Origin of the sequence: uncultured Gilvimarinus sp., from assembly GCF_963975215.1 — a bacterium.
In the GTDB taxonomy this organism is placed as follows: Bacteria; Pseudomonadota; Gammaproteobacteria; order Pseudomonadales; family Cellvibrionaceae; genus Gilvimarinus.
In genome coordinates, this window is the sequence record NZ_CAXBFW010000020.1 from 1 (window position 1) to 23,464 (window position 23,464).

The window sequence follows — 23,464 nt, forward strand, 5'->3', positions numbered from 1 at the left end:
GCTCGCTGGGCGTTATAACCGCAACCAGCTGCGCCTCACTAAAGCAGCTGGACTCCTGAACCACTCTGGCCTCTACCCGCTCACCCGGTAAGGCGCCCGCGACAAAGACAACTTTGCCCTCATGCTTGCTAACGCCACGGCCGTCATGCCCCAGGGCAGTAATATCGAGCGTTAGTGGCGGGCCAACGGGTGCAGGGCGATGGGGCTTATTGCGCCGGGAGCGATTGCGCTGGGATTGTGCTTGCGAGCGCCCGCGCGGCGGAGGCCGGCGACTCATAGTGCCGCCGTATCGAACAACCCGGAGGATAAATAGCGATCCCCCCGATCACAAATAATGGCCACAATGACAGCGTTCTCGACGCTCTGCGACAACTCTAGGGCCGCCGCAACCGCACCTCCCGAAGAAACACCACAAAATATGCCCTCCTCCCGCGCCAGCGCGCGCATCACCTGCTCGGCCCGACTCTGGCTCATACTCACGATGCGGTCGACACGATTCGCATCGTAAATAGCGGGTAAGTACGCCTCGGGCCAGCGGCGGATACCGGGTATGCTGGCGCCATCTTCCGGCTGCAAGCCAATAATTTCCACCTCGGGGTTTTGCTCTTTTAAATAGCGCGAGCAGCCCATAATGGTACCAGTGGTGCCCATAGAGCTGACAAAATGGGTAATACGGCCATGGCTTTGCTGCCAAATCTCCGGACCGGTCGTGCGATAGTGCGCATCGGGGTTATCCAAGTTGCCAAACTGGTCGAGCACTTTACCCTCGCCGTCAGCCTGCATCTTTAGCGCGAGATCGCGCGCGCCCTCCATGCCTTGCGTTTTGCTGACTAAAATAAGGCGGGCGCCATAGGCGGCCATCGAGGCTTTGCGCTCGGCGGTACTGTTATCGGGCATGATTAACGTCAGCGGGTAACCTTTTATGGCGGCCACCATGGCAAGCGCGATCCCGGTGTTGCCACTGGTCGCTTCGATCAAGCGATCACCCGGGGCAATATCACCGCGGGCCTCGGCGTTTTCGATCATTGCCAAAGCCGGCCGGTCTTTAACCGAGCCCGCCGGGTTATTGCCCTCAAGCTTTAACAGCAAGGTGTTGCTGCTCTCGCCCAACAAACGCTGCACCCGTACCATTGGGGTGTTGCCCACGTACGCGTCAATAGTTGGGAAATCCATGCTTACCTCACTGCCAAATTAAACACACAGGCACCACGCTTGCAGCACCGTACAAAAGCCGTCTATTCTACTCGGCAAATGAAACGCGGGAAACAGGCGCAAAAGGCTAAAATAACGGCAAAGCCCACGACCTGTCAGCTCACACAAACAAAGCGATACCCGGGCCCATGAAACCAAGCAGCGTAAAAACTGAAGTCTGGCGACTTATCCTACTCCCTGCCATCAGTATCACTGTGCTGCTGGCGGCCACTTTGACACTGCTGTATATCTCTAAACTCAACAGCTTTGTCGAGCAGCGCGGCTTACTATTAACCGAGAAAACCGCCCACCTGGTGCACGTAGCCTTAAGTAATAACGAGCCGCAACTGTTGCAAAGTTTGGTACAGGCGACCATTGAAGAGCCTATGGTACGCGCCGTACATATCTATGACTCGCGCCGCAACCACCACATCCACAGTGGCCCCCGGTTTGAAAACCAGCAAGAGATAGACACCAGCAGCAACAGCATTACCCGCACCGAATTCGGTTACCGCTTTCGCGCGCCGGTGGTCGATCTCAATAAGCAACAAAATCTCGGCTGGTTGGATATCGAGCTGGTGCTGTCGGCCTACTGGATAACAGTCTATCAAATGCTGCTTATCGTGGTGCTGGCTACCACCGCCTGCCTAGCACTGGCAGCCTATATGGCGATAAAACTACACGGCAATATTATCCAGCCGTTGGCCAGTATTGGGCAGGTGATCGATCAGCTGAGCAAAGGGCAATTAGATGCCCGGGTGAAAGGCAGCTTTGCCAACGAGTTTCAGCGTCTGGCCACGGCCGTAAACGCCATGGCCGACACCCAGGAGCATGCGCAACAAGATATGCAGCTGCATATTGATCAGTCGATGGAGGATTTGCGTGAAACGCTCGAGACCATTGAGGTGCAAAATATTGAGCTCGATATGGCTCGCAAAGACGCCCTTGCCGCCAGCCAAATAAAGTCGGAGTTTCTCGCCAACACCAGTCATGAAATTCGCACCCCTCTAAACGGCATTATCGGGTTTACCAATCTTGCGCTAAAAACCGAGCTCGACAGCCGTCAACGCAACTATGTACAGACGATTCACGACTCGGCTCACAGTCTGATGGCCATCATCAACGACATTCTGGATTTTTCCAAAATCGAGTCGGGCAAGCTGATGCTCGATTACGCCCCCATGATGCTGCGCAACCTCACTGAAAGCACCGTGGACACCCTGGCGTTTGAAGCGCAAGAAAAAAACCTGCAGGTTGTCACTATTATTGACAACAATATTCCGCCGCAACTGATGGGTGATCCTCTGCGTTTTGGCCAGGTGCTCTCTAACTTACTGAGCAACGCCATTAAATTTAGCCAGCGTGGCACCATCAGTATCGAGTGCAGTTTGCTGCATTTTGTCGAAAACCAGGTCACTATTAAAGTCGCCGTAAAAGACGAAGGTATTGGCCTTAGCAAAGAGCAGCAGTCGCAGTTATTTTCGGCATTTGCTCAGGCCGACACTTCCAGCAGCCGCGAACACGGTGGTACCGGCCTGGGTCTGGCCATATGTAAAGGCCTGGTTGACCGTATGCAGGGTGAAGTGGGCGTGGACAGCTGCCCCAACGAAGGCGCCACTTTTTGGTTTACCGCCAAACTTGGGGTCGACCCTAACTATGCCGCCCCCGAACAAAACCGACTAAAAAACAAACGTATACTGATTTGCAGCGAAAGCCAGCTGGCTTATCGCCAGCTCGAAAGTCTGGTTGAATGCTGGCAGGCGCAAACCCTTTGGATTGAATCCATTTACGATATTTTTCCGCGGCTGCGCAAAGAAGTTTTGGCCGGGCGCCCCTGCGATTTAATGCTGGTTGATGTACCACCCGATGAGCGCAAGATACCACCGACACTGTTGGGCAACATCGCCGAACAACTTGAGCTGGAGTTTTCCTGCAAGGTCATCGTTTGCTGTACCAACAGCCACATGGAAGTATTCCGCCAACACAGCAACGGTAACGCCATAGAATTTGTTATCAAGCCGATCACCTACGACCACACGCTCGCCGCCATCAGCCACTGTTTTGGCCTTGAGTTGGATGAAAGCGAACCTAAACCCGAGCTCACCAGCGGGCCGCAGCAACATGTGCTACTGGTAGACGACAACGCCGCTAACCTACAGCTCACCAGCGAGCTGTTAAAAGACCTAAACGTCGCCATCACCCAGGCCAGTAGTGGCGAGCAAGCTATCGAGCTTTTTAACCCGGGCGACTTTGATTTAGTTTTTATGGACATTCAAATGCCCGGCATGGATGGCATGGAAACCACACAAAAAATTCGTCAGCAAGAAGCCTCGCACCCCAAGCGCACCCCCGTGGTAGCCCTAACCGCCCACTCCCTTACCGAGCATAAAACCGACTTATTAATCGCCGGGCTTGACGACTGTATTCGCAAACCAGTAACCGAGGCGCAACTGGCACAAATGTTAAATCGCTGGACAGGGCTTGTGGTCAACCAGCAACGGCAAGCCCCCCTGCCCGCAATCGATACCAGTGAGCCCGAAGACCCGGGCAGCCCGGTTAACATTTCTCAGTGCCTGGCGCTGGCCAATCACAAAGCCGACCTGGCCCGGGATATGTTAGTGATGCTTATCGATGGCCTCAAGACCGAGCAAAGCGCTATTAACCAGGCTTACGAGGCAGAGGATTACCCACAACTACAAGAGCTCGTTCACAAGCTTTACGGCAGCTGCTGTTATACCGGTGTGCCACACCTGCGCAGCATTACCGGGCTACTCGACAAAGCCTTAAGCGCCGAACAAACCAACGATTTAGCGCCCACGATGACGTGCCTGAACAACGCCATTGATCACTTACTTATCTGGGGGCAAAACCAGCCGATCGATCAACTTTTTGGCTTTAGCACCCCGACGTAAACCGGTATGGTGCGGTTAAAGAAAAAGCTGACGCGACTGAAGTGGTTGATCGCCCAACAGCGGGTGCAGCAGAGTTCGGCTTATGTGTTTTGCCGCGCGCTTAGTCTCTGGCGACTCATAGGTATCTTCGGCAATGGCGATAAGGTGGGCGCCAAAGTAATAACGGTCGCGCTCATCCGGCACAGCCGCAATAAAACCTTCCTGCGGCTCGAGGCGATACCAGACATCAGCCGCTAACGCCTTACCGCTATGTGCCTCGCAGTGCCAATCAATGGCGTAACCCAACTCCTGCAGCAGCTGTTTTTCAAAGCGCCGCAGCACCAGCTCCACATCCTGATCGCCCGCGAGCGCATGCAGCGCTTCGGTATAGCGCTCAAACAAGCTCGGACAGCTGTCCCACTCGGACAGCACCCGACGCAGCAACTCGTTAAGGTATAAGCCAGAAAACAGCCGGCTACCCGTAAGCGGCAGGCCGTAACCGGTACTCTCGATAGACAACAACAGCTGCAATGAGCCTTTACCCTGGAAGGAGATTAACAGTGGAATAAACGGATTCAGCAGCGGGCGCTGACTGTTTTTGCCCCGCCTAACACCCCGGGCTACGGCGCACAGTCGGCCATAGTCGGGGGTAAAAAAGTCCACCAAAAAACTGGTGTCCCGGTAGGGTCTGGCGTGTACAACAAAAGCGGGTTGTAACTCGACGCGCTGCATGGGGTTATAGGTCGTCGTACCCTAAGCTGCGCAGCGCACGAGAATCATCGGACCAGCCGGATTTAACTTTAACCCAAAGGTTAAGCATCACTTTAGTATCCAGCAGTTTTTCCATATCAAGCCGCGCCTGCTGCCCGATCTGCTTAATTCGGTCGCCTTTATTGCCAATCAAAATGCGCTTTTGCCCCTCGCGCTCGACCAAAATAACCGCCCCTATATGCAACACGGGGCCGCGCTGTTTGTACTCTTCGATCTCTACCGCCATCTGGTGGGGCAGCTCATCGCCGAGCTGGCGGGTAATTTTTTCACGGACAATCTCGGATACCATAAAGCGCGCCGAGCGGTCAGTAAACTGATCATCGTCAAACATGTGCATCCCCTCGGGGATATAGTTGAGGATGATGCTCTCTAACCGATCGAGGTTAGCGCCACGCAACGCCGACAGCGGAATAATCTCGGCCACCCCTAAGCGGCTAGATAACTCCTGCAAATGTGGCAGCAGCTGGTTTTTGTCTTCTAGTAAATCGACTTTATTCACTACCAAAATAATGGGCGAGCTGGAGTGCTCAAGCTGCTGCGCCACCATTTCGTCCTCTTCGTTCCACACCAACCGATCCACCACAAATAAGACTAAATCAACGTCTTTCATGGCGGCGCCGGCAGCGCGGTTCATATAGCGGTTTATGGCGCGGGGCTCGTGTTTGTGCAGCCCGGGGGTATCGACAAATATCACCTGATCGGCGCCGTCGGTTTTAATGCCGGTGACGTTATTGCGGGTGGTTTGCGGCTTGCGGGAGGTAATACTGACCTTTTGCCCCAGCATATGGTTCAACAGAGTTGATTTACCCACGTTGGGCCGCCCGACAATGGCGACATAGCCACAGCGCGTTACGGGTTGATCACTCATGGTTAAACTCCAAGACGCTTTAATGCCTGTGCGGCAGATTTCTTTTCCGCAACCCGGCGACTACTGGCTCGCGCGCGCTCCGGGGTATCCAACAGTGAGACATGACACTCGACGGTAAAAACCTGCGCGTGGGCCTCGCCTTCGACCTCGGCTACGCGGTAATCGGGCAGCGGCTGCTGACGACTTTGCATGTATTCCTGCAGGCGCGTTTTGGCATCTTTGGCCGGGGTATCTAAGCTTAGCGAGTCAAGCCGCTGCTGATACCACGCCAGCACCCGCTCGCGGCAAGTTGCCATACCCGCCTCACTGTAAATAGCACCAATAATAGCCTCGACGGCATCGGCCAGAATCGAGTCGCGCCGGTGCCCGCCGCTTTTCATTTCGCCCTCCCCCAACAACAAACAGGGGCCAATATCAAATTCACGGGCGATCTCGGCCAGGGTTTCACCTTTAACCATCTGCGCGCGCAAGCGGCTTAACTGCCCTTCGCGAGCGTCGGCAAACTTAGTAAACAAAGCCTCACCGACGATAAAGTTTAAAATAGAGTCGCCCAAAAACTCGAGCCGTTCATTGTTGTGAGCACCGACACTGCGGTGACTTAACGCCAAACGCAAGCGTTCGGCTTGCTCAAACCGGTAACCTATTCGGCTTTGCAGGCGCTCAAATAAAATATCGTTCACACTAATATTCCGCAGCCTTACAGCATTCGTCCGGGCGATCGCTATCGAGCACGTTTTTAAAGCTCAATACTAAATCTATGTTGTGGATAAGCGGGACGCGAGATTCGTACTCATTCACCACCAGCACATTGCGCGCGTTGCGAATAACGTCAATCTGCTTGGCGCCTTCGCTGCGCACATTGTTAATAGAGTAATAACGGTTCATCGCGCTTTTGATTTGAGTGGTGCTCATTTTAGCGAGATCAGGGTTATCCTCTGCCAACGTTTTTAGGCCGGTGGTGATGTAGTAATTCTCGGCGTAAACCGGCACCACCTTAAAGGCGAACAGCATTAAAAATGCGCCGATCACCAACACCAACAGCAGTGATATCGCCGAAAGACCCGATTGTTTTAGTTTTGCTCGCATAACATTCCCCTGCGCAATGCGCTTTGCTATTACAACACCATAATCAATTTCAAACCCGGCCCGGGTTAATCGATCTTACCCACCCGGTCAAAGCTCGGCAGGCTGAGCAAGCTCTCCCAGTGCATCCACACCACAACGGCTTTGCCTACGATATTCTCTTCGGGTACAAAGGGGTCATCCCAACCGCGACTGTCAAAGCTGTTATCGCGATTATCACCCATCATAAAATAGTGACCCTGGGGGACGGTCCATGCACCGCGCACACTGTAACGCCCAGGGCGCAAATACTTGCGCGCGGTAAACTCGTGCTCGCCAATGGTTTCCTCTGTCAAACGAAACTGCGGCTGCCCGGCGGGCAGTACGGCCTGCAGCTGCTCAGAAATAGGTTCACCATTAATCGTCAGTTTGTGGTTAACATATTCTACTTTGTCGCCCGGCAGCCCTATAACCCGTTTAATATAGTAAGTATCTGGCAGGTGCGGCGGAAAAAACACCATAACATCGCCCCGCTCGGGCTTATTGACCGGAATCACCTCTTTATTGATGACCGGCAGCCGGATGCCGTAGGTGTACTTGTTGACCAGAATAAAATCGCCAATATCCAGCGTCGGCTCCATAGAGCTTGAGGGGATCTGAAACGGCTCGACCAAAAACGAGCGCACCACAAACACCAACAGCAATACCGGGAAGAAGGATTTACTGTACTCCACCAATACAGGCTCACGGCTCGCCTGGCCAATGGCCTGCTGATAGGTGGCGTCGGCGGGTGCCGCAGCGCTGTTATCATCGCGTTTAAACTGGGCGTTAACCGCCGCTACTTTTTCGCGCCGGGCACGGGCCAAAAAGATAATGTCATACAGCCAGACAACGCCGGTAAAAAATACACCCAGCGTTAAAATCAAAGGAAGGTTTATATTACCCATAAGACGGTAGGCCCTGCTTAATTATCAACTTGTAACACGGCCAAAAACGCCGATTGTGGTATCTCAACATTGCCCACTTGCTTCATGCGTTTTTTACCTTCTTTTTGTTTTTGCAGCAGCTTTTTCTTACGCGAGGCATCGCCGCCGTAACATTTAGCCGTCACATTTTTACGCAAAGCTTTAACGGTGGTACGGGCAATCACATGGCCGCCAATCGCCGCCTGAATGGCAACATCAAACATCTGCCGCGGGATCAGCTCTTTCATTTTCTCGGTCAGGTTACGCCCCATGCTTTGCGCGTGATCGCGGTGAACAATCAATGCCAGCGCGTCTACCCGGTCACCATTAATCAAAACATCTAAGCGCACCAGGTTGGCTTGCTGGAAGCGGGTAAAACTGTAATCGAGTGAGGCAAAACCGCGGCTCACTGATTTCAGGCGATCAAAAAAGTCCAGTACAACCTCGTTCATGGGCAGGTCGTACTTTACCGATACCTGTTTACCCATGTAGTGCATATCGCGCTGGATGCCGCGCTTTTCGGAGCACAGAGTGATCACCGAGCCCAAGTGTTCTTGCGGCACTAAGATGTTCGCCTCGACAATGGGCTCGCGCATCTCCTCGATAACGCCGATATCGGGCAATGACGAGGGGTTATCCACGTAGACAATATCGCCATTGCTCTTTACCACCTCGTAGACTACCGTCGGCGCACTGGTAATCAGGTCCAGGTCGTATTCGCGCTCTAGCCTCTCCTGGATAATCTCCATGTGCAGCATGCCGAGAAAACCACAGCGAAACCCAAAGCCCAGCGCATCGGAGCTTTCGGGTTCAAAGAATAACGACGCATCATTGAGGGTTAACTTTTGCAGGGCGTCGCGGAAGTTTTCAAAGTCATCCGAGCTGACCGGAAACATACCCGCGTACACTTGGGGCTTAATCTTTTGAAACCCAGGCAGCGCCGCTGTATCCGGGTGATTACTACTGATAATGGTGTCGCCCACCGGCGCACCCTGAATCTCTTTAATACCGGCAACAATAAAACCCACTTCGCCAGCTTTTAGCTCTTTAAGCTTAGTAAGCTTAGGGTTAAACACCCCGACGCTATCGACCACGTGGGACTTGCCAATAGATTTGGTAACAATTTTGTCTTTAACTTTAAGGGTGCCCTGAGTCACACGCACGAGCGACACAACGCCCATGTAGTTATCAAACCAGGAGTCGATAATCAGCGCCTGCAAAGGGGCATCCACATCACCCACCGGCGGCGGCACCAGGCGCACCAGCTCCTCCAGCACATCCTCCATGCCAAGGCCCGATTTGGCGCTACAGCGCACGGCCTCGGTGGCATCGATACCGATCACATCTTCAATTTCTTGCGCGACCCGGTCGGGCTCGGCCTGGGGCAAATCCATCTTGTTAAGTACCGGAATCACCTCCAGCCCTTGCTCGATGGCGGTGTAACAGTTGGCCACCGATTGCGCCTCTACGCCCTGAGCGGCGTCTACCACCAGCAGCGCGCCCTCGCAGGCCGACAGCGAGCGAGACACCTCGTACGAGAAATCCACATGCCCAGGAGTATCGATAAAGTTAAGCTGGTAGGTCTTACCGTCGCGGGCCGAGGTAAAGCTCAGGGTTACGCTCTGCGCTTTAATGGTAATGCCCCGCTCACGCTCAATATCCATCGAGTCCAGCACCTGCTGGTTCATCTCACGCTCGGTGAGGCCCCCGCACATCTGAATAAAACGGTCGGCGATGGTGGATTTGCCGTGGTCGATATGGGCAATGATCGAAAAATTGCGAATATGGCTTAGGTCAGTCACGAATTTGAGGCACACCTTGAGTTGAACATGTCCGGGCTCGTGCCCGTAAAGGCGGCAAGTGTAGCTTATTTACCCCTGCCGTGCTACGCGCCGCGGCGCGCTTTCGCACCGCAATTTTGCTAGAATCGCCGCTTTGCCAATTAACCGAGACGCCCCATGAGCCAGACGCCCCACTCCGCCACCGTGCAACTCGCCTGCGATTTGATCGCCCGCCGCTCTGTTACCCCCGAAGACGCCGGCTGCCAGGCCCTGATGATCGAGCGCCTGGAGCGCATCGGGTTTCAGGTAGAGCATTTACGCTTTGGTGAGGTGGACAACTTTTGGGCGGTACGTGGCAGCAGCGGGCCGATTGTGGTGTTTGCCGGCCATACCGACGTGGTCCCCACCGGCCCCGAACAGCACTGGCAGCACCCGCCGTTTGAGCCAGTCGTGCGCGACGGCATAATCCTCGGGCGCGGTGCCGCCGACATGAAAGGCTCACTGGCGGCCATGGTGGTTGCCTGCGAGCGCTTTGTTAGCGAGCACCCGGATCACAACGGCCGCATCGGCTTTTTAATCACCAGCGATGAAGAAGGCCCCGCCGCCAACGGCACCGTTAAGGTCATCGAGTGGCTGCAAGAGCACGATCAAAGTATCGACTGGTGCATTGTCGGCGAGCCCTCCAGCACCACTTTGGTAGGCGACGTGATCAAAAATGGCCGGCGCGGCTCTCTGGGGGCCGAGCTAACGGTAAAAGGCACTCAGGGCCACGTGGCCTACCCGCACCTGGCCGAAAACCCCATCCACAGCTTTGCCCCGGCCCTGGCCGAGCTTGCCAGCACTCACTGGGACAGTGGCAACGAGTTTTTTCCCGCCACGAGCTTTCAGGTGTCCAACCTAAACGCCGGCACCGGCGCCACCAATGTCATTCCGGGAGAGGCTCATGTGGTGTTTAACTTTCGCTTTTCGACCGAGCTAACCGACGCGGAGCTGCGCAGCCGCACCGAGGCGATTTTGGATCGTCACGGCCTGCAATACGATTTAACCTGGAAGCTAAGCGGCCTTCCCTTTTTAACCGAGCGGGGCAGTTTGGTTGATGCCGTGGTAAACGCGGTAGCCGACACCACCGGCCGCACGCCGGAGCTGTCTACCAGCGGCGGCACCTCAGACGGCCGGTTTATTGCGCCCACTGGCGCTCAGGTGATTGAGCTGGGGCCGATAAACGCCACTATCCATAAAGTGGATGAATGCATCAGCGCCGACGACCTGGACACTCTTACCACCATCTACTGCAAAAGTTTGGAGTATTTATTGGGCTAAGGGGTGGCTTCTGCCCAATCGCGCTCAAGTTCAATGACCTTGCGCTGCTCACTATTAAGCTGTTGCTCGGCCCACTGAAAGCGCGGAATCGACTGATACAGCGCGGCAAACTGACCTGTTTGCTGCGCTCGCGCCAGGCCCAGAGCCAGTCGCTCGGCCAGCGGCTGATCATCGCGGCGCACAAAAAAGTAGGTATAACTTGGGTACTTGAGCAATATATGCGGCTCAATGGCCAGGTCCAGCTCGGGGTAAAAATACAACTCTGAGGTGATTTGATGTATCCCGCGAGAGAAGTAGTCAAACCGCCCGGCCGCCAGCATCCGAAACAACTTGTCGTAACCGGTGACCGCCACATAGGGCAGCCCATTTTCAGCCATAATATTGGCATCCACCCACTGAGCGTTCATACCTCCGGTTAACCCTTGCAAATCCTCCAGGGTTTGGACAGCGGCAAACTTGCTTTCATCACCGCGACGAATCAGCAGCATCCGGTAGTGGTTAAGCTCGCCCAACAAAGGCACATGAATAGCGTGCATTTCCCGCTCGCTGGCTTTGTCAGTTACCAGCCAAATTACATCAACCTGCCCCTGCTGTAAGCTGGCTTTTAAGCGATCATCCGAAAAGTACACCGCGGGCGGCTTTAAGCAGTAGCCGCCATACTCATCGGCGGTCAAATCGAGGGCAAGCCTTAACAAACGGGTAAAGTAGTAGGCGTCATCGGTGGGCTCTTCGGCATGATAAATAGGTGCGGTAATCTCCGCGCACTCGCCCGAGCCGCCCCGCCCGCAGGTGCTGTCGCAACTGGCTGTCGCCGTACCGCACAGGGCACACATCCACACCACAAAGCTGCCCATCAAGGGCCATGTAAGGCGCACGCGGCCCCGCTGTACAGTCTTGCTGTCGCCGTTATTTTTTACCCACCTAAACACATTCACTAACCGGCTAAAGAATTGGCTTTTATTGAGTATAAACCGAATCCTTCACTATTGCCGGGGCTTCACCACCGTTACCGAGAAGCCTTTGGCCAAACTGCGGTACAATAGCGGCTTTATCCACGCTGTTGTTAACTCGCTTCGCTTACAAGGCTTTTCTTTGACGCTTTATCTGGATTTTATTCGCCGCAGCTGGCCGCTGTTATGTTTTGGTTTTGTCAGCATTTTTTGGGGCAATTTTGGCCAATCGTTTTTTGTCAGCTGGTACGGCGCTCATATTCAAGAGTCCCTCGGCCTTAGCGCGGCGGTGTACGGCAGCTTATACTCGGCGGGCACCCTTGCCAGCGCCATCACCATCATGACCGTGGGCGGCTATATTGACCGCTGGCCACTGCAACGCTTTGCCGCCGCCGTGGGTGCCGGCTTGATGCTGGCCTGCCTGGTGATGGTCGCCAGTTATCACGCCCTAACCCTGCTGCTGGGGTTTTACTTGCTGCGCTTGTGCGGCCAGGGGTTACTGCCCCACACCGCGCAAACCACCATGGCACGCTATTTTGATGCCGATCGCGGTAAAGCTTTAAGCCTATCGGCCAGCGGTGTGCCGGTCGGCGAGGTTATTTTGCCACTGTTAGCCGTTGCCCTCATTGCCGCCGTGGGCTGGCGCGGTAGCTGGCTGGTATTTGCCGCCTCGGTGCCGCTGCTTTACTTACCGCTTATTCTGTTCTTTTTACGCCGCGCGCCGCAAGACACCAACACCCCGCCGATACAACAAGCCAATACGCACCACGCCAGCAGTAAAGGCCGGCGCTATATGCTGGGCGATTACCGCTTTTGGCTGGCGTTGCCGGCCGTGCTGGCCGCGCCCTTTATTGTGACCGGTGTGTTTATTCAGCAAGGCTTTATTTTAAGCGCCAAGAGCTGGGACCCTCTGTGGCTGGCAAGCTGCTTCATTATGTACGGCGTGGCCCACTGGCTTGCCTCGCTATTGGCGGGTGTGCTGGTCGATTTGTTCAGTGCCCGGCGCCTGTTACCCGTGATGCACCTGTCATTAATTGCCGCCTTGGCGGTGCTCGCACTGTGCGAGGGTCAGTGGGTAGCACCGGTATTTATGATTCTTTTAGGCTCCAGCATTGGTGTGGTGGGCCCTATTACCGGATCACTTTGGGCCGAGGTTTACGGCACGGGCAAATTAGGCTCGCTGCGCTCGTTAATGACGGCGTTTATGGTGCTCTCTACCGCCATCTCACCGGTATTATTTGGCGCTTTAATCGATGCGGGTATTACGGTGCGCGACCTGTTTGGCAGTTGCGCCATTGGCGCCGTGGCTGCCAGTATTTTGGTGGCATTCTCTTACCCGCGTGCAACAGTAGACCAGCTCGGCTAACCGCTATGGCGCACTACTACCGGTTAGAGACTGCTGCTATCATGCGGACAAACGTTTAATCAGGGACTTATCTCGTGAGGACGCTATCGCGCATACTCTGGCCGGTGTTTTTACTGGGCCACTGGCTTAGTTGTGGCTTTATCGCCTGGATACTCCTGGCGCAAATAGACTTTGCTTACCCTCAAGCCTACCAGGCGCTGGACATAAACCAGCATATCGCCCAGTACGGCCCCGAAAATCGCTACCGCGATCACTTTGCCGATACCACCAAGCAGCAACACCTTGAGCTTTTTGGCCAGATTAACGCTGCCATCCATCACGCCCCCGATAAACTGGCGACAATCACGTTTACCCCATCCAATGGCGACACCCAAACGCTACTGCGCCGCGATGAAGTACTTCATCTAACCGACGTTGCCCATCTCATTGATGGCGTTTATGCGCTGGGCTATGCGTCGTTAGTTGCTATGTTGCTAGGCGGTTTTCTATTAGGCCGCCAGCGCAGCCCCTTACCCCAGCCTAAAAAAGTCGTTGCCAGTGTCTGCGGTAGTATCGCGGCCATTGTCGCGGTAGTGTTTATCGTTGGCCCCAAGAAAGTTTTTTACTATTTGCACACCTGGGTATTCCCGCCCGAGCACCCCTGGTTTTTTTACTACCAAGATTCCCTAATGACCACCCTAATGAAAGCCCCCGACTTATTTGGGTTTATCGCCGCCTTACTACTAGCGCTGTGGCTACTGCTGTGGGGCGCCTCATTACTTATAATCACGCGGCTCTGGCCTCGCCCGCACCTTAGCGCCACCCACAAGGACCTAACATGATTATTCAACAAGAAACTATCGACATACCTACACCCACCGGCGTGATGCGTACTTACGTACACCGCCCCCAAGCCGACGGTAAATTCCCCGCTATTATTTTTTACTCCGAGATATTTCAACAAACCGCGCCCATCGCCCGCTCGGCGGCGATTATGGCCGGCCACGGTTTTGTCGTGCTAGTGCCTGAAGTATTTCACGAGTTAAACCCCATCGGCACCGTACTCGGCTACGACGACGCCGGCAAAGACAAAGGCAACGCCGATAAGTTTGCCAAGCCCCTGCCCGATCACGACAGCGACACCCAGGCCATGATCGATTTTATTAATAACGCTCCCTACACCACCGGCGATGTCGGTACCATGGGAGTCTGCATTGGCGGCCACTTAGCATTCCGGGCCGCGCTTAACCCAAGTATTAAATCCGCCTGCTGCCTCTACGCCACCGACTTACACTCGAATACATTACCGACCTCTGACACAGATCAAACCCTAACCCGCGCGGCGGATGTAACCGGCGAGCTTATGATGATCTGGGGCCGCCAAGATCCACACGTACCCGATCAAGGCCGCGCCGAAATCAACCAAGCGCTGCGCAACACCGGCTGCAACTTTACCTGGCACGAAGTCAACGGCCAACACGCCTTTATGCGCGATGAAGGCGACCGGTTTGACCCAGAGCTAGCGCTTAGCTGTTATCAAATGGCAGTGGGGTTGTTTCGTAGGACATTGCGGTAGGGATTTAGATTCTGGCGAGCATATTGTTTACGAACGGATGTCGATGCCGCGGGCTTTTTATAGCCCGCCCGGCGATTGCGAGCAGACAAGACAGTAACCAACCAATACAGTCGTAAAGCACCGAAACACTTCGTAGCTAAAACGTCACTGGATGCCGGCTCAAGGCCGGCATGACGAGATAGCCCACCCGGCGAGTCGGGCTTATAAACTGAAGTCCGCGTTAGCGGCACCATGTAATCGCAGTCAACAAAGCCGCTGGGCACTGGCTCTAGACCGGCACGAAAGTGTCGCTAGTATGGCACCCTACAAACTACGAAGGCACCAACACCACCGACACCACGCCCCCTACTCCCTAACCCGATAAAACAACGCAAACAACACCGGCACGACAATTAAGGTCAGGATAGTGGCAAAGCCCAAGCCGGCCATAATGGTTACCGCCATGGGTTTAAAGAACACATCCCCCAATAGTGGAATCATACCTAAAATGGTTGTCAGTGCCGCCATACTCACTGGCCGCAAACGGCTTACGGCGGCGAGAGAAATGGCCTCGGCCCAGGGCACTTGCTCTTCGTCGTTGAGGCGCTTTATTTCTTCGACCAGCACAATACCGTTTTTAATTTGCATGCCCACCAAACTCAGCACCGCTAATAATGCGGTAAAGCTAAAAGGCGCACCCGCGACTAACAAGCCCCAGGCGACACCGACAATAGCCAGCGGCACAGTAAGCCAAATGACCAGAGTTTGCCGGATGGAGTTAAACATAACGATGTTGACGATGATCATCACCAACACCCCCAGGGGGACAAAGGCGAACACGGCTTTGTTGGCTTTTTCTTGCGCCTCAAACTCGCCGCCCCACTCCAGCCCGTAACCAAGAGGTAACTCCATAGACTCGGCGGGGCCGCGCAATTGTGCGTGCAACTCAAACGGGTTGCTGCTGGCGACCGGGTCAGCTAATACGGCCAGCGTGCGCTTTTTGTCGCGGCGCATAATTAATGGGTTTTCCCAGTCGAGCTCAACCGAGCGGACAAACTGACCGACGTTGACATACCCCTGGCTCACCGGGCTGTACACCTGTACGCGATCTAGCTGATCAACACCGTGACGTTCGTCGGCGGGCGGGCGAATAATAATGGGCAATAAGTCGGCGCCCTGACGGAATACCCCGATGCTTACGCCCTCGACGTTCATTTTAATGGCTTGATCTAAATTGGCCTGAGCAATACCCAACCTTTGCGCGGCGGCGGCATCAAACACGGGCCGTAAAACTTTGGTGCGCTCGCGCCAGTTTTGCCGAATGTTAGTGGCGTTAGGGTTATCGCTAAACAGTTTGATCATCTGATCGCCCAACTGGCGCAGTACCGCCGGGTCGGGCCCACTCAGGCGCGCCTCAATCTTGGCGGCGGTCGAGGGGCCCACCGACGAGCGTTTGATGCGGGTAAACGCCTGCGGGTACTGCTCTTTTAACAGCGCCTCTACCTTGCTAACGGCACCGTCTACCTGGGCAAAGGTTTCAGTTTCAATCAGCAACTGGGCGTAGCTCGGATAACTTTTTTCCGGGGCGTAGGTCAGCATAAAGCGCTCGGCGCCGCGCCCAATGGTGGCGGTCATTTGTTTAACGCCATCGATGGCAAGCACATCGGCTTCGAGCTTTTTCACGTCCGCCTCGGTGGCGCGAATGGAACTGCCCTCGGGCAACCAGTAATCCACCATAAACATGGGCAGCGAGCTATCGGGAAAAAACGCCCGGTTAACCTGAGAAAACGCCAGCACCGCCGAGACCAACAGCGCCACCATCAGCACCATGGTGAGCGCACGAAAGTGCAAACAAAAATGCAGCAGCTTGCGATACCAACGGTAGACCGCGCCCTTGTATGGGTCGTCCGCCACCGGGTTGTTCTTGTCGTCGGTTACGGTTGCTTCGCCGCCGCGTTTACCTAACAGCAAAAAGCAAAAGAACGGCGTCAGCGTTACCGCCAGTACCCAACTAAAAAACAGTGAAATCAACAGCACCCAAAATAGGCTACCGGTAAATTCGCCGCTGGCATCGGGGGATAACCCAATAGGCGCAAACGCGGTGATGGCAATAACGGTCGCGCCCAGCAGCGGCCAGCGCGTGTGCGAGACAATACGAATGGCGGCCTCGGCTTTGCGCATCCCCTGGCGCACATTAATCATAATGCCTTCGGTAACCACAATGGCGTTATCCACCAGCATACCCAAGGCAATAATGAGTGCACCGAGAGAAATGCGGTGCAGCTCAATACCAAAGATGTTCATCACAATAAAGGTGCCGGCAATGGTCAGCAGCAAAGTCGCGCTCATAATAATGCCGGGCTTAAGCCCCATGGTGAACATTAGCACCAACACGACAATAACAACGGCCTGCAACAGCCCCCACAAAAAGCTGTTGACCGAGGCATCCACCTGCCCTGGCTGATCGTAAATAGAGCTAATCTCCATACCCACCGGTTGCGCGTATTCCAGCTCCTGCAAGCGCGCTTTAATGGCCGAGCCCACCTCGACCACATTTACCCCGGAGCCAAACGACACTCCCAAAGTAAGCGCCTGACGGCCATTAAAACGGTATAGGTGGGAGGGTGGCTCTTGATAGCCTTTACTGATGGTGGCGACATCGGTGAGGTACACCAACTGGCCATTGGCATTACCCAGCAACAATGATTTAAGCGCTTGCAGCCCATCGCCGCCATGCAGCACCGAGCTAATGCGCAGGTACTCGCGCCCGACGTTAATGTGGCCGGCATCCGAGACGAGGTTTTGCCCCTGCAGTAACTGGCTGATGGTATCGACCGAAAAACCCGAGGCGGCGAGCTTGGCGCGATCAACCTCAATATACACTTGCTCGGTGCGGCGCCCGCCCACCACCACTTTACCAACACCGTCGATCAACACCAGCTCACGGCGCAGATAATCGGTGTAATCCCCCAGCTCGTCAAAGCTGTAGCCATCGCCGGTAACGGCAAAGAACATGCCGTACACATCGGCAAAGTCATCGTTAATGATGGGGGCACTGGCGCCGGGCGGCAGCATGCCCGACATATCGTTTACCTTGCGCCGCATCTCGTCCCAGATTTGCGCTAAATCATCTTTGCGGTAGATGCTTTTCATCTCTACCTCAACCTGCGACATACCCGCTGTCGTGGTCGAAACGATGTGATCCACATAGGGCAATTGCTGCAAAGCGTTTTCGATGGGAAGAGTGACCTCCTCTTCGACCTCCTGCGAGCTTGCACCTGGGTACTGAGTAACGATGATCGCCTGCTTAATGGTAAATTGCGGGTCCTCTAACCGGCCCAGGCCGTTAAAGGCAAACACGCCGCCCAACGCGAGCAACGCCACAACCATCCAGGCTACGGTACGGTTGGCCAGCGTATATTCTGTCAGTTGCATAGCGGCCCCCTAAATTCCACGCTCTTTCACCAGCGCGCGCACTTTATCGCCCTCGTGCAAATAGCTAACCCCTGCCGCAACCACAGAGTCGCCGGCGTTAAGGCCCTCCAGTAAGTACAGATAATCGCCCTGTACCTGCCCTACGTTCACCGCCACTTTATGCACCTGCTGCTCACTGTCGACACGCCATACATAGGCCTGCCCGTCCACTTCAAACACCGCCTCAATCGGCACCAGCACACCGGTTATATTATCCCCGACAAGAAACTGGCTAAGATCCAAACGGACCGTTACAGCCATTCCCGGCAGTGCCGGAAAATCCTGATTGCGCGCCATTGTATGAACCACGCTGTACGAGCGGGTTACAGGGTCGGGCTTGGTTTCGTACTCTTTAAAGCACGCTTGGTAGCTGCGATTGGGGTAGGCATTAAAACTGACCTGAGCGCAAATATCCTTAGGGTCGACAGTTGGCTTTATTTGCCCCAGCAAACTCTCGGGCACACTGTAGCGCACATCCAGGGTATCCACGCTTTGCAGCTCTAAAATCACCTGGTTGGCGGCGACGGTTTGATGGTTCTCTACCCCCACGTGGGCGATAACCCCATTAAAGGGCGCTTTGAGCGTGGTATAGGTTAAATTATCGCGCGCATCATCCAACGCCGCCTTAGTGGCACGCAAGTTGGCCTCCGCTTCATCCACCGCCGAATCACTGGTGTAGTTTTGCGCGAGCAGCGAGCTGATTTTGTCGTACTGAGATTTTGCCAAATCGTACCTGGCTTGCCGGTCCGCCAGATTATTGCGGTATACGGCCCGATCCAGCTGAGCCAACACCTCGCCGGTTTCAAACTTCATGCCCGGCTTAGCGGGTAGCGACTCGAGTTGCCCGCCAACCCGAAACGACAGCTCCGAGTGCCGTGTTGCCTCGGTCACCCCCGGAAAACTGCGCAAGGCGTTAAGGCGGGCCGAATGGGCCTGTATGATTTTAGCCGGGCGCACAGGCTCGGACTCAGGCTGCTCGGCAGGTGCTTTTTCACAAGCGCTAAGTGCCAACACGGCACCTAACAGCAATACAGACATCGCTTTCATTGGGCTTCCCAAGGGTTGAGGGTATCGGGCTGTGGCTCAAAGGCGCCTTTAACCAAGCCGCTCATACGGCTTATCCATCCGCAGCGCTCAGCATTAAGGGTTAAATACAGCAAAGCCACTTACATACATTCATGTATGTTTGTATTATACAAAAAGCCGATGACAACACAATGTATAGCACGTAAATTTACACAATTGATGCGGCGGCGAGTGTGGCTGCGCACAAACTCAACCAAAAGGCAAAACCGACTGTGGCCAGAAAAACCAAAGCCGAGGCACAAAAAACCTTAAATGAGCTGCTGGATGCGGCGGCCTGGCTATTTCAAACCAAGGGGGTTAACCACACCACCCTAAATCATATTGCCAGCCACGCGGGGGTTACCCGGGGCGCCCTGTACTGGCACTTTGCCAACAAAGACGCGGTCATTATGGCCCTGTGGGAGCGCGATGCCGCTGTGCCACACAGTCAAATTATCCAGATGCTCAGCAACGTTAGCGGCAACGCCGACGAGTTTAAACAGCTGATTAAATCCGAGCTGGGGGCGGCGCTAAACAACGCCGCCTTGATGCAGGCATTGCGTATGATTTTACTTGGCGTGGAGCGACTGGAAAACGACAGCGAGTTACAAAGCTTTTTGGCCGAGCGCCACCAACAGATGCGCGACGGCTTTAAAAAAGCGTTTATCGCCCTGCAGGCAGCGGGAAAAGTGCCACTCAACAGCCGACCCGAGGCACTGGCCACCAGCTTTTGGGCTTACTTAAAAGGCTTAATGCAGCTGCACCTGGAACCCTACAACCAGGATGTCGACCTGCTAAAAGACGGCGACGAGTTACTGAATATTTGGCTCGACGCCGTTATCAGTGATTGACGTTTTTATTTATTCCGCCGCCTGTTGGCTCAGCTTATCGCGGATATTCATCAACACCCGCCCATAGTGATTTTCACCGCGACGGTCGCGACCAATCCCCCAGTAATAATCAAACTGACTATCCTCCAGCAAGCGTTGCTCACCGGTCGCCAGCAACGCTTGCGCCATCTCCGGGTAGGTTAAGCACTGGGTATAAAGCGCGCGCGTCATTAGTACCGGCTGCTCGGCTTTCCAGCCGGCTCGTTTTTTCTTAAACCATCCACCAGCAAGCTTGCGCGCCCGCGCCAATGTTGGCGCCTGCCGAATCGCCTCGCGGTCAGCCTCACCCACAAACCGCATCGCCAGCACATAGTGCTCAGCCGTAGGCCAGACAACACCCTCAAGCTCAAAGGAACGCAAAGATACCCGCCCCAACAGCTCGTCGGGGTCTTTCATATTAATGCAGTGAGCCTCTTCGGCGCTTTGGGTAAAAAACACGGCATCTCCGTTTGGTTGATTACGGCCGCAATAAACGGCGCGAGAAACGAGTGTCCGGCGACCGAAAGGTGCGAATTTATTGCTTTGTTAGAAGCTATTATCCACCGACTTTGTTATAAGCCATGGCAATAAATTCCTTGACCGGCTCAAACTCAGATTCGGATGATACCGTGAACTCGACATCCCCCGTACCATAGTGACCAATTGAGGTTACATCCCGGTAGTTGGGCGTTCCACAAAGAACATCTGAAGGTTTAAGCTTGAGAAAAAGTTTTATGTTCTTGCCTTTGACCTCCATGCAGGCGATATTTTGGGAGACCTTGTAGGCGACATAGAATTTCTTCGGCACCTCTTCGATTGACTCATCCAAACCCAGAATGAACTCACGGATCGTTGCAGTCAACTCCCGAATTTCATCAGTTTTCCCTTCAAGCCGCTCATCAAATGTATAGATAGCAGTGGCACGAGTCTGTTCTGCTTTCTTACCTGCCTCAACCATAACAGGATTTTTGTATCCGGCCTCAGTCGTTATGGCCGCAGAAGATGTAGCCGCTGACTTTGAAGCGTGGAAAACCTCCTCAAGATACACTGAGTCGTTGGAGAACAATCGATATTTCCATAACTCGATATTTGCGCCCATGACTTGCACCGCGTGCAAGTCATACTTCTTATAGTTAGGCGCTATGCAGATTACCCTCACGTCAGACCAGTCAACTTTGACACCGCTTCCGAGCCTCTTTTGCACCGCGATCTCGAAATCACCTTTGTGGTCTTGAATCCAGTGCAGATAAAAAAGACTTTGGTTGATGAGCTCCGATGACTCGACTTTCTTGTATTCGATGATAACCGGATTATCTTCTTCTGATAAAGCAAGGCTATCAATTCGCCCAGCGTGCTGGGCGCCAGTTGAAAACTCGCTGGCGACAAACCGGCAATTGAAAACAGTTTCGAGGTTTTTCTCGATCAGCGTTTGCAAGTCCTTTTCCAGAGCAAAGTTCTTCTGCTCTACGGCAGATAGCTTATCCCCTGAAATATCAAATATCGGCACTTGATGATTGCTCCGTAGCTTTTTGGCTTCTAGTGCCGCCAGCAGAGGCGCGAGCTTGCGAACATCCTGCTGACTAGCATGGTTATGTATTTCACCCAGTGTGTGTGGATACGAGAAACAAAGCCATAGAACCTGCTAAATTTACAGCAAGCTCTGCGTGCCGCGCCTTGGGCTTAACCGGTAGCTTGACCTTCCCGTGCGCATCACCTAGTTTATTGCGCAGGGTCCCCAAGCCGTTCACGACTCCGGAACAACCGCCCAATATTTGCTTGAAGATTTGCTCGCCATGCTGCTCTGGCGCCATATTCAGTTCCTTGGCCGTAAGCTTATATAGTTCAGACAACTCAATGCTGCTAGCGTCGTAGCTGACGGAACGATCATCAAGAATATGTTTGCATACACTTTCAAGGATGGTTCGCGATATAGTGATTGCCCCTTCAGGATCACTAACTTTCCGTTCGAGTGCTTTTGCCCAAGCGTACTTGATGCTCTCAGAATCGAAATTATCTAGCACTTCAGAGATGGTTTTCTGGGCTGGCGATGCTTGTCCGGCCTCCAGAAATTCCATCAACGGAGTGAATTCGTTCCATATAAAGTGGCGACGAGCTGCATAATTGTCAAACTTGAATTTGATGAACTGCCAAAACTGGGGAAGGCTGCGATTCGTTTTTACCCAACGCGGCACCAAGTTTGAGCACAGAGGATTATCAAGAAGCTCCGCGCGCAGAGCTTGATAGTGATCGTTATCACCAGATCCTCCCGTAGCTTCGTCGATCAGAAGGCTTTGGAGATACTCCATCCGATCAAACGGCGTCTCTAAATGCTCTAACCCTGAAACCATCTATCTACTCTCGAATACATAACGTTGCCGACACGCGCAGCTTTGTAGTGGAGGCGAAGCCGGAACGAAAAAGCTGTCGCCGTGCTTGGCCTGGTTAACTTTTTGCGGCTGATATTACTGCGGCCCCTTTAACTGCCAACTCAAGATAGCGCTCAGCGTCTGATTGAGTTACAGCGAAATCTGGCAAATGTGACGCTTTATTTCTTATTTGCCTTAGCTCGTTCAACAAATTAATGCTTTCAGGCGAAAACTTACCAGACTCTTCAAGGCGGCTTAGTATCATTTTGGGGTTTGTTCGTTTTATAACACCGCCCATAACTAAGCCGTTTTTCATTGCCGCAGTTTCAATTAGTGTCCACGCTTCGACTACAGCAGCTCTAGGCGAGACCTCTGAAATCCTAAGAAGCTGCTCAATTTGAGAGCTTTCGGATTCTGAGCCGTTCGTCTTAACCGGTGATTTTATGTTTCTGGCCTCACTCTCAGCTTTTTCTAGGCTTTGCCCAAAACTTGCCTCTACATCTTTGTATTTGAAGGTCGAAACACGGCTAAGCAGAGCCCTGACTTCTGCACGAAATATAAAGCTCATCCAAATCACTGCTACAGGCCAAGCAAGCGCTTTTATGATTTCTACAAAATGCTCCATATTTCCTCGTGGAAGTTAACAGCAAATTAGTGTGACTGATTCACATTCCCCACGGAAACCTATCTCCGGTAGAGATTGAATCAAGAGTCGGCAGAGGGTCTTTAAATAAAAAGAGAAACATGACATTTCTGACGATTCCTTGTCCGGGAAAAGTGCGCTTGGCGCTTATGTTTAACGCAGAATATTACGCCATAGGAATAAACGCAACCGCACCTCCAAACCAACTACGGAGCAGCGCTTTTGGCCTCCCCCGTAGATACAGCCGAATGGAGACCTATTTTTGGGGGTACGCGCACAGGACGTGCGCACAAGCATCGCCACGCCATGGACGGCGTGTCGATGCGGCCTGCAAAAATCGGTTGGAAT

General features: G+C 53.9%; 21 protein-coding genes. 6 read left to right on the top strand and 15 right to left on the bottom strand.

Going from position 1 to position 23,464, the window contains the following annotated elements:
- A partial coding sequence (locus AAC019_RS12710) for a TRAM domain-containing protein (RefSeq protein ID WP_339899340.1) occupies nucleotides 1-277 on the bottom strand: 277 nt, incomplete at its 3' end.
- A complete protein-coding gene (gene cysM, locus AAC019_RS12715; protein ID WP_339899342.1) occupies nucleotides 274-1,173 on the bottom strand; it encodes a cysteine synthase CysM in 900 nt (299 codons plus the stop codon). The genes cysM and AAC019_RS12710, both read right to left, overlap by 4 nt.
- A 167-nt stretch (nucleotides 1,174-1,340) precedes the next feature.
- Here cysM and AAC019_RS12720 point away from each other — a divergent pair, with 167 nt between their 5' ends.
- Nucleotides 1,341-4,103 carry a response regulator gene (locus AAC019_RS12720; RefSeq protein WP_339899343.1) on the top strand — a complete coding sequence of 921 codons (2,763 nt, stop codon included), beginning with the start codon at nucleotides 1,341-1,343 and terminating at the stop codon, nucleotides 4,101-4,103.
- 15 nt (nucleotides 4,104-4,118) lie between these two features.
- Here the strand turns inward: AAC019_RS12720 and recO are convergent, their stop codons facing one another.
- The 6 genes from recO to lepA form a co-directional block, all read right to left on the bottom strand.
- A complete protein-coding gene (recO, locus tag AAC019_RS12725) occupies nucleotides 4,119-4,814 on the bottom strand; it encodes a DNA repair protein RecO (protein ID WP_339899344.1) in 696 nt (231 codons plus the stop codon).
- Nucleotides 4,815-4,818: 4 nt separating this feature from the next.
- The gene (gene era / locus AAC019_RS12730; RefSeq protein WP_339899346.1) at nucleotides 4,819-5,721 is read right to left on the bottom strand and encodes a GTPase Era; all 903 of its coding nucleotides are present in this window, start codon (nucleotides 5,719-5,721) and stop codon (nucleotides 4,819-4,821) included.
- A gap of 2 nt (nucleotides 5,722-5,723) precedes the next feature.
- Nucleotides 5,724-6,401, bottom strand: coding sequence for a ribonuclease III (gene rnc / locus AAC019_RS12735; protein ID WP_339899348.1), 678 nt, complete (start codon nucleotides 6,399-6,401; stop codon nucleotides 5,724-5,726).
- Between the two features lies 1 nt (nucleotide 6,402).
- Complete coding sequence (locus tag AAC019_RS12740; RefSeq protein WP_339899350.1) at nucleotides 6,403-6,807, bottom strand: DUF4845 domain-containing protein; 405 nt, start codon at nucleotides 6,805-6,807, stop codon at nucleotides 6,403-6,405.
- Between the two features lie 65 nt (nucleotides 6,808-6,872).
- A complete protein-coding gene (lepB, locus tag AAC019_RS12745; RefSeq protein ID WP_339899352.1) occupies nucleotides 6,873-7,730 on the bottom strand; it encodes a signal peptidase I in 858 nt (285 codons plus the stop codon).
- 17 nt (nucleotides 7,731-7,747) lie between these two features.
- A complete protein-coding gene (gene lepA / locus AAC019_RS12750; RefSeq protein ID WP_339899354.1) occupies nucleotides 7,748-9,550 on the bottom strand; it encodes a translation elongation factor 4 in 1,803 nt (600 codons plus the stop codon).
- Between the two features lie 156 nt (nucleotides 9,551-9,706).
- Here lepA and dapE point away from each other — a divergent pair, with 156 nt between their 5' ends.
- A complete protein-coding gene (dapE, locus tag AAC019_RS12755; RefSeq protein WP_339899355.1) occupies nucleotides 9,707-10,849 on the top strand; it encodes a succinyl-diaminopimelate desuccinylase in 1,143 nt (380 codons plus the stop codon).
- Here the strand turns inward: dapE and AAC019_RS12760 are convergent.
- Nucleotides 10,846-11,724, bottom strand: a complete 879-nt coding sequence (locus AAC019_RS12760; protein WP_339899356.1) for an ABC transporter substrate-binding protein — start codon at nucleotides 11,722-11,724, stop codon at nucleotides 10,846-10,848. The two genes, dapE and AAC019_RS12760, sit on opposite strands and share 4 nt — an antisense overlap.
- Nucleotides 11,725-11,869: 145 nt before the next feature.
- On the opposite strand from AAC019_RS12760, the gene AAC019_RS12765 reads away from it, so the two are divergent.
- From AAC019_RS12765 to AAC019_RS12775, 3 genes are all read left to right on the top strand, one after another.
- Nucleotides 11,870-13,165 carry an MFS transporter gene (locus AAC019_RS12765; RefSeq protein WP_339899358.1) on the top strand — a complete coding sequence of 432 codons (1,296 nt, stop codon included), beginning with the start codon at nucleotides 11,870-11,872 and terminating at the stop codon, nucleotides 13,163-13,165.
- 74 nt (nucleotides 13,166-13,239) lie between these two features.
- Nucleotides 13,240-13,986 carry a DUF1461 domain-containing protein gene (locus AAC019_RS12770; RefSeq protein ID WP_339899359.1) on the top strand — a complete coding sequence of 249 codons (747 nt, stop codon included), beginning with the start codon at nucleotides 13,240-13,242 and terminating at the stop codon, nucleotides 13,984-13,986.
- Complete coding sequence (locus AAC019_RS12775; protein ID WP_339899360.1) at nucleotides 13,983-14,720, top strand: dienelactone hydrolase family protein; 738 nt, start codon at nucleotides 13,983-13,985, stop codon at nucleotides 14,718-14,720. Before AAC019_RS12770 ends, AAC019_RS12775 begins: the two co-directional genes overlap by 4 nt.
- A gap of 345 nt (nucleotides 14,721-15,065) precedes the next feature.
- On the opposite strand, the gene AAC019_RS12780 is transcribed toward AAC019_RS12775, so the two are convergent.
- Together AAC019_RS12780 and AAC019_RS12785 are read right to left on the bottom strand one after the other, a co-directional pair.
- A complete protein-coding gene (locus tag AAC019_RS12780; protein ID WP_339899361.1) occupies nucleotides 15,066-18,134 on the bottom strand; it encodes an efflux RND transporter permease subunit in 3,069 nt (1,022 codons plus the stop codon).
- Between the two features lie 9 nt (nucleotides 18,135-18,143).
- The gene (locus AAC019_RS12785; protein ID WP_339899363.1) at nucleotides 18,144-19,220 is read right to left on the bottom strand and encodes an efflux RND transporter periplasmic adaptor subunit; all 1,077 of its coding nucleotides are present in this window, start codon (nucleotides 19,218-19,220) and stop codon (nucleotides 18,144-18,146) included.
- A gap of 251 nt (nucleotides 19,221-19,471) precedes the next feature.
- Here AAC019_RS12785 and AAC019_RS12790 point away from each other — a divergent pair, with 251 nt between their 5' ends.
- Nucleotides 19,472-20,089 (top strand): TetR family transcriptional regulator, encoded by a 618-nt coding sequence (locus tag AAC019_RS12790; protein ID WP_339899364.1) that lies wholly within the window; start codon nucleotides 19,472-19,474, stop codon nucleotides 20,087-20,089.
- A 9-nt stretch (nucleotides 20,090-20,098) separates the two neighbouring features.
- On the opposite strand, the gene AAC019_RS12795 is transcribed toward AAC019_RS12790, so the two are convergent.
- The 4 genes from AAC019_RS12795 to AAC019_RS12810 form a co-directional block, all read right to left on the bottom strand.
- Nucleotides 20,099-20,566 (bottom strand): NADAR family protein, encoded by a 468-nt coding sequence (locus tag AAC019_RS12795; RefSeq protein WP_339899365.1) that lies wholly within the window; start codon nucleotides 20,564-20,566, stop codon nucleotides 20,099-20,101.
- A 97-nt stretch (nucleotides 20,567-20,663) separates the two neighbouring features.
- Nucleotides 20,664-21,614, bottom strand: a complete 951-nt coding sequence (locus AAC019_RS12800; RefSeq protein WP_339899366.1) for a DUF5655 domain-containing protein — start codon at nucleotides 21,612-21,614, stop codon at nucleotides 20,664-20,666.
- A 91-nt stretch (nucleotides 21,615-21,705) separates the two neighbouring features.
- A complete protein-coding gene (locus AAC019_RS12805; protein ID WP_339899367.1) occupies nucleotides 21,706-22,455 on the bottom strand; it encodes an abortive infection family protein in 750 nt (249 codons plus the stop codon).
- A gap of 94 nt (nucleotides 22,456-22,549) precedes the next feature.
- On the bottom strand, nucleotides 22,550-23,098 hold the full coding sequence (locus AAC019_RS12810; protein ID WP_339899368.1) for a hypothetical protein: 549 nt from the start codon (nucleotides 23,096-23,098) through the stop codon (nucleotides 22,550-22,552).
- Nucleotides 23,099-23,464: the final 366 nt, after the last annotated feature.

Excerpts from the sequence above, each read along its gene's own strand:
- cysM (WP_339899342.1), bottom strand. The coding sequence starts at position 1,173 with ATGGATTTCCCAACTATTGACGCGTACGTGGGCAACACCCCAATGGTA.
- AAC019_RS12720 (WP_339899343.1), top strand. The coding sequence starts at position 1,341 with ATGAAACCAAGCAGCGTAAAAACTGAAGTCTGGCGACTTATCCTACTC.
- recO (WP_339899344.1), bottom strand. The coding sequence starts at position 4,814 with ATGCAGCGCGTCGAGTTACAACCCGCTTTTGTTGTACACGCCAGACCC.
- era (WP_339899346.1), bottom strand. The coding sequence starts at position 5,721 with ATGAGTGATCAACCCGTAACGCGCTGTGGCTATGTCGCCATTGTCGGG.
- AAC019_RS12740 (WP_339899350.1), bottom strand. The coding sequence starts at position 6,807 with ATGCGAGCAAAACTAAAACAATCGGGTCTTTCGGCGATATCACTGCTG.
- lepB (WP_339899352.1), bottom strand. The coding sequence starts at position 7,730 with ATGGGTAATATAAACCTTCCTTTGATTTTAACGCTGGGTGTATTTTTT.
- dapE (WP_339899355.1), top strand. The coding sequence starts at position 9,707 with ATGAGCCAGACGCCCCACTCCGCCACCGTGCAACTCGCCTGCGATTTG.
- AAC019_RS12775 (WP_339899360.1), top strand. The coding sequence starts at position 13,983 with ATGATTATTCAACAAGAAACTATCGACATACCTACACCCACCGGCGTG.
- AAC019_RS12780 (WP_339899361.1), bottom strand. The coding sequence starts at position 18,134 with ATGCAACTGACAGAATATACGCTGGCCAACCGTACCGTAGCCTGGATG.
- AAC019_RS12785 (WP_339899363.1), bottom strand. The coding sequence starts at position 19,220 with ATGAAAGCGATGTCTGTATTGCTGTTAGGTGCCGTGTTGGCACTTAGC.
- AAC019_RS12805 (WP_339899367.1), bottom strand. The coding sequence starts at position 22,455 with ATGGTTTCAGGGTTAGAGCATTTAGAGACGCCGTTTGATCGGATGGAG.
- AAC019_RS12810 (WP_339899368.1), bottom strand. The coding sequence starts at position 23,098 with ATGGAGCATTTTGTAGAAATCATAAAAGCGCTTGCTTGGCCTGTAGCA.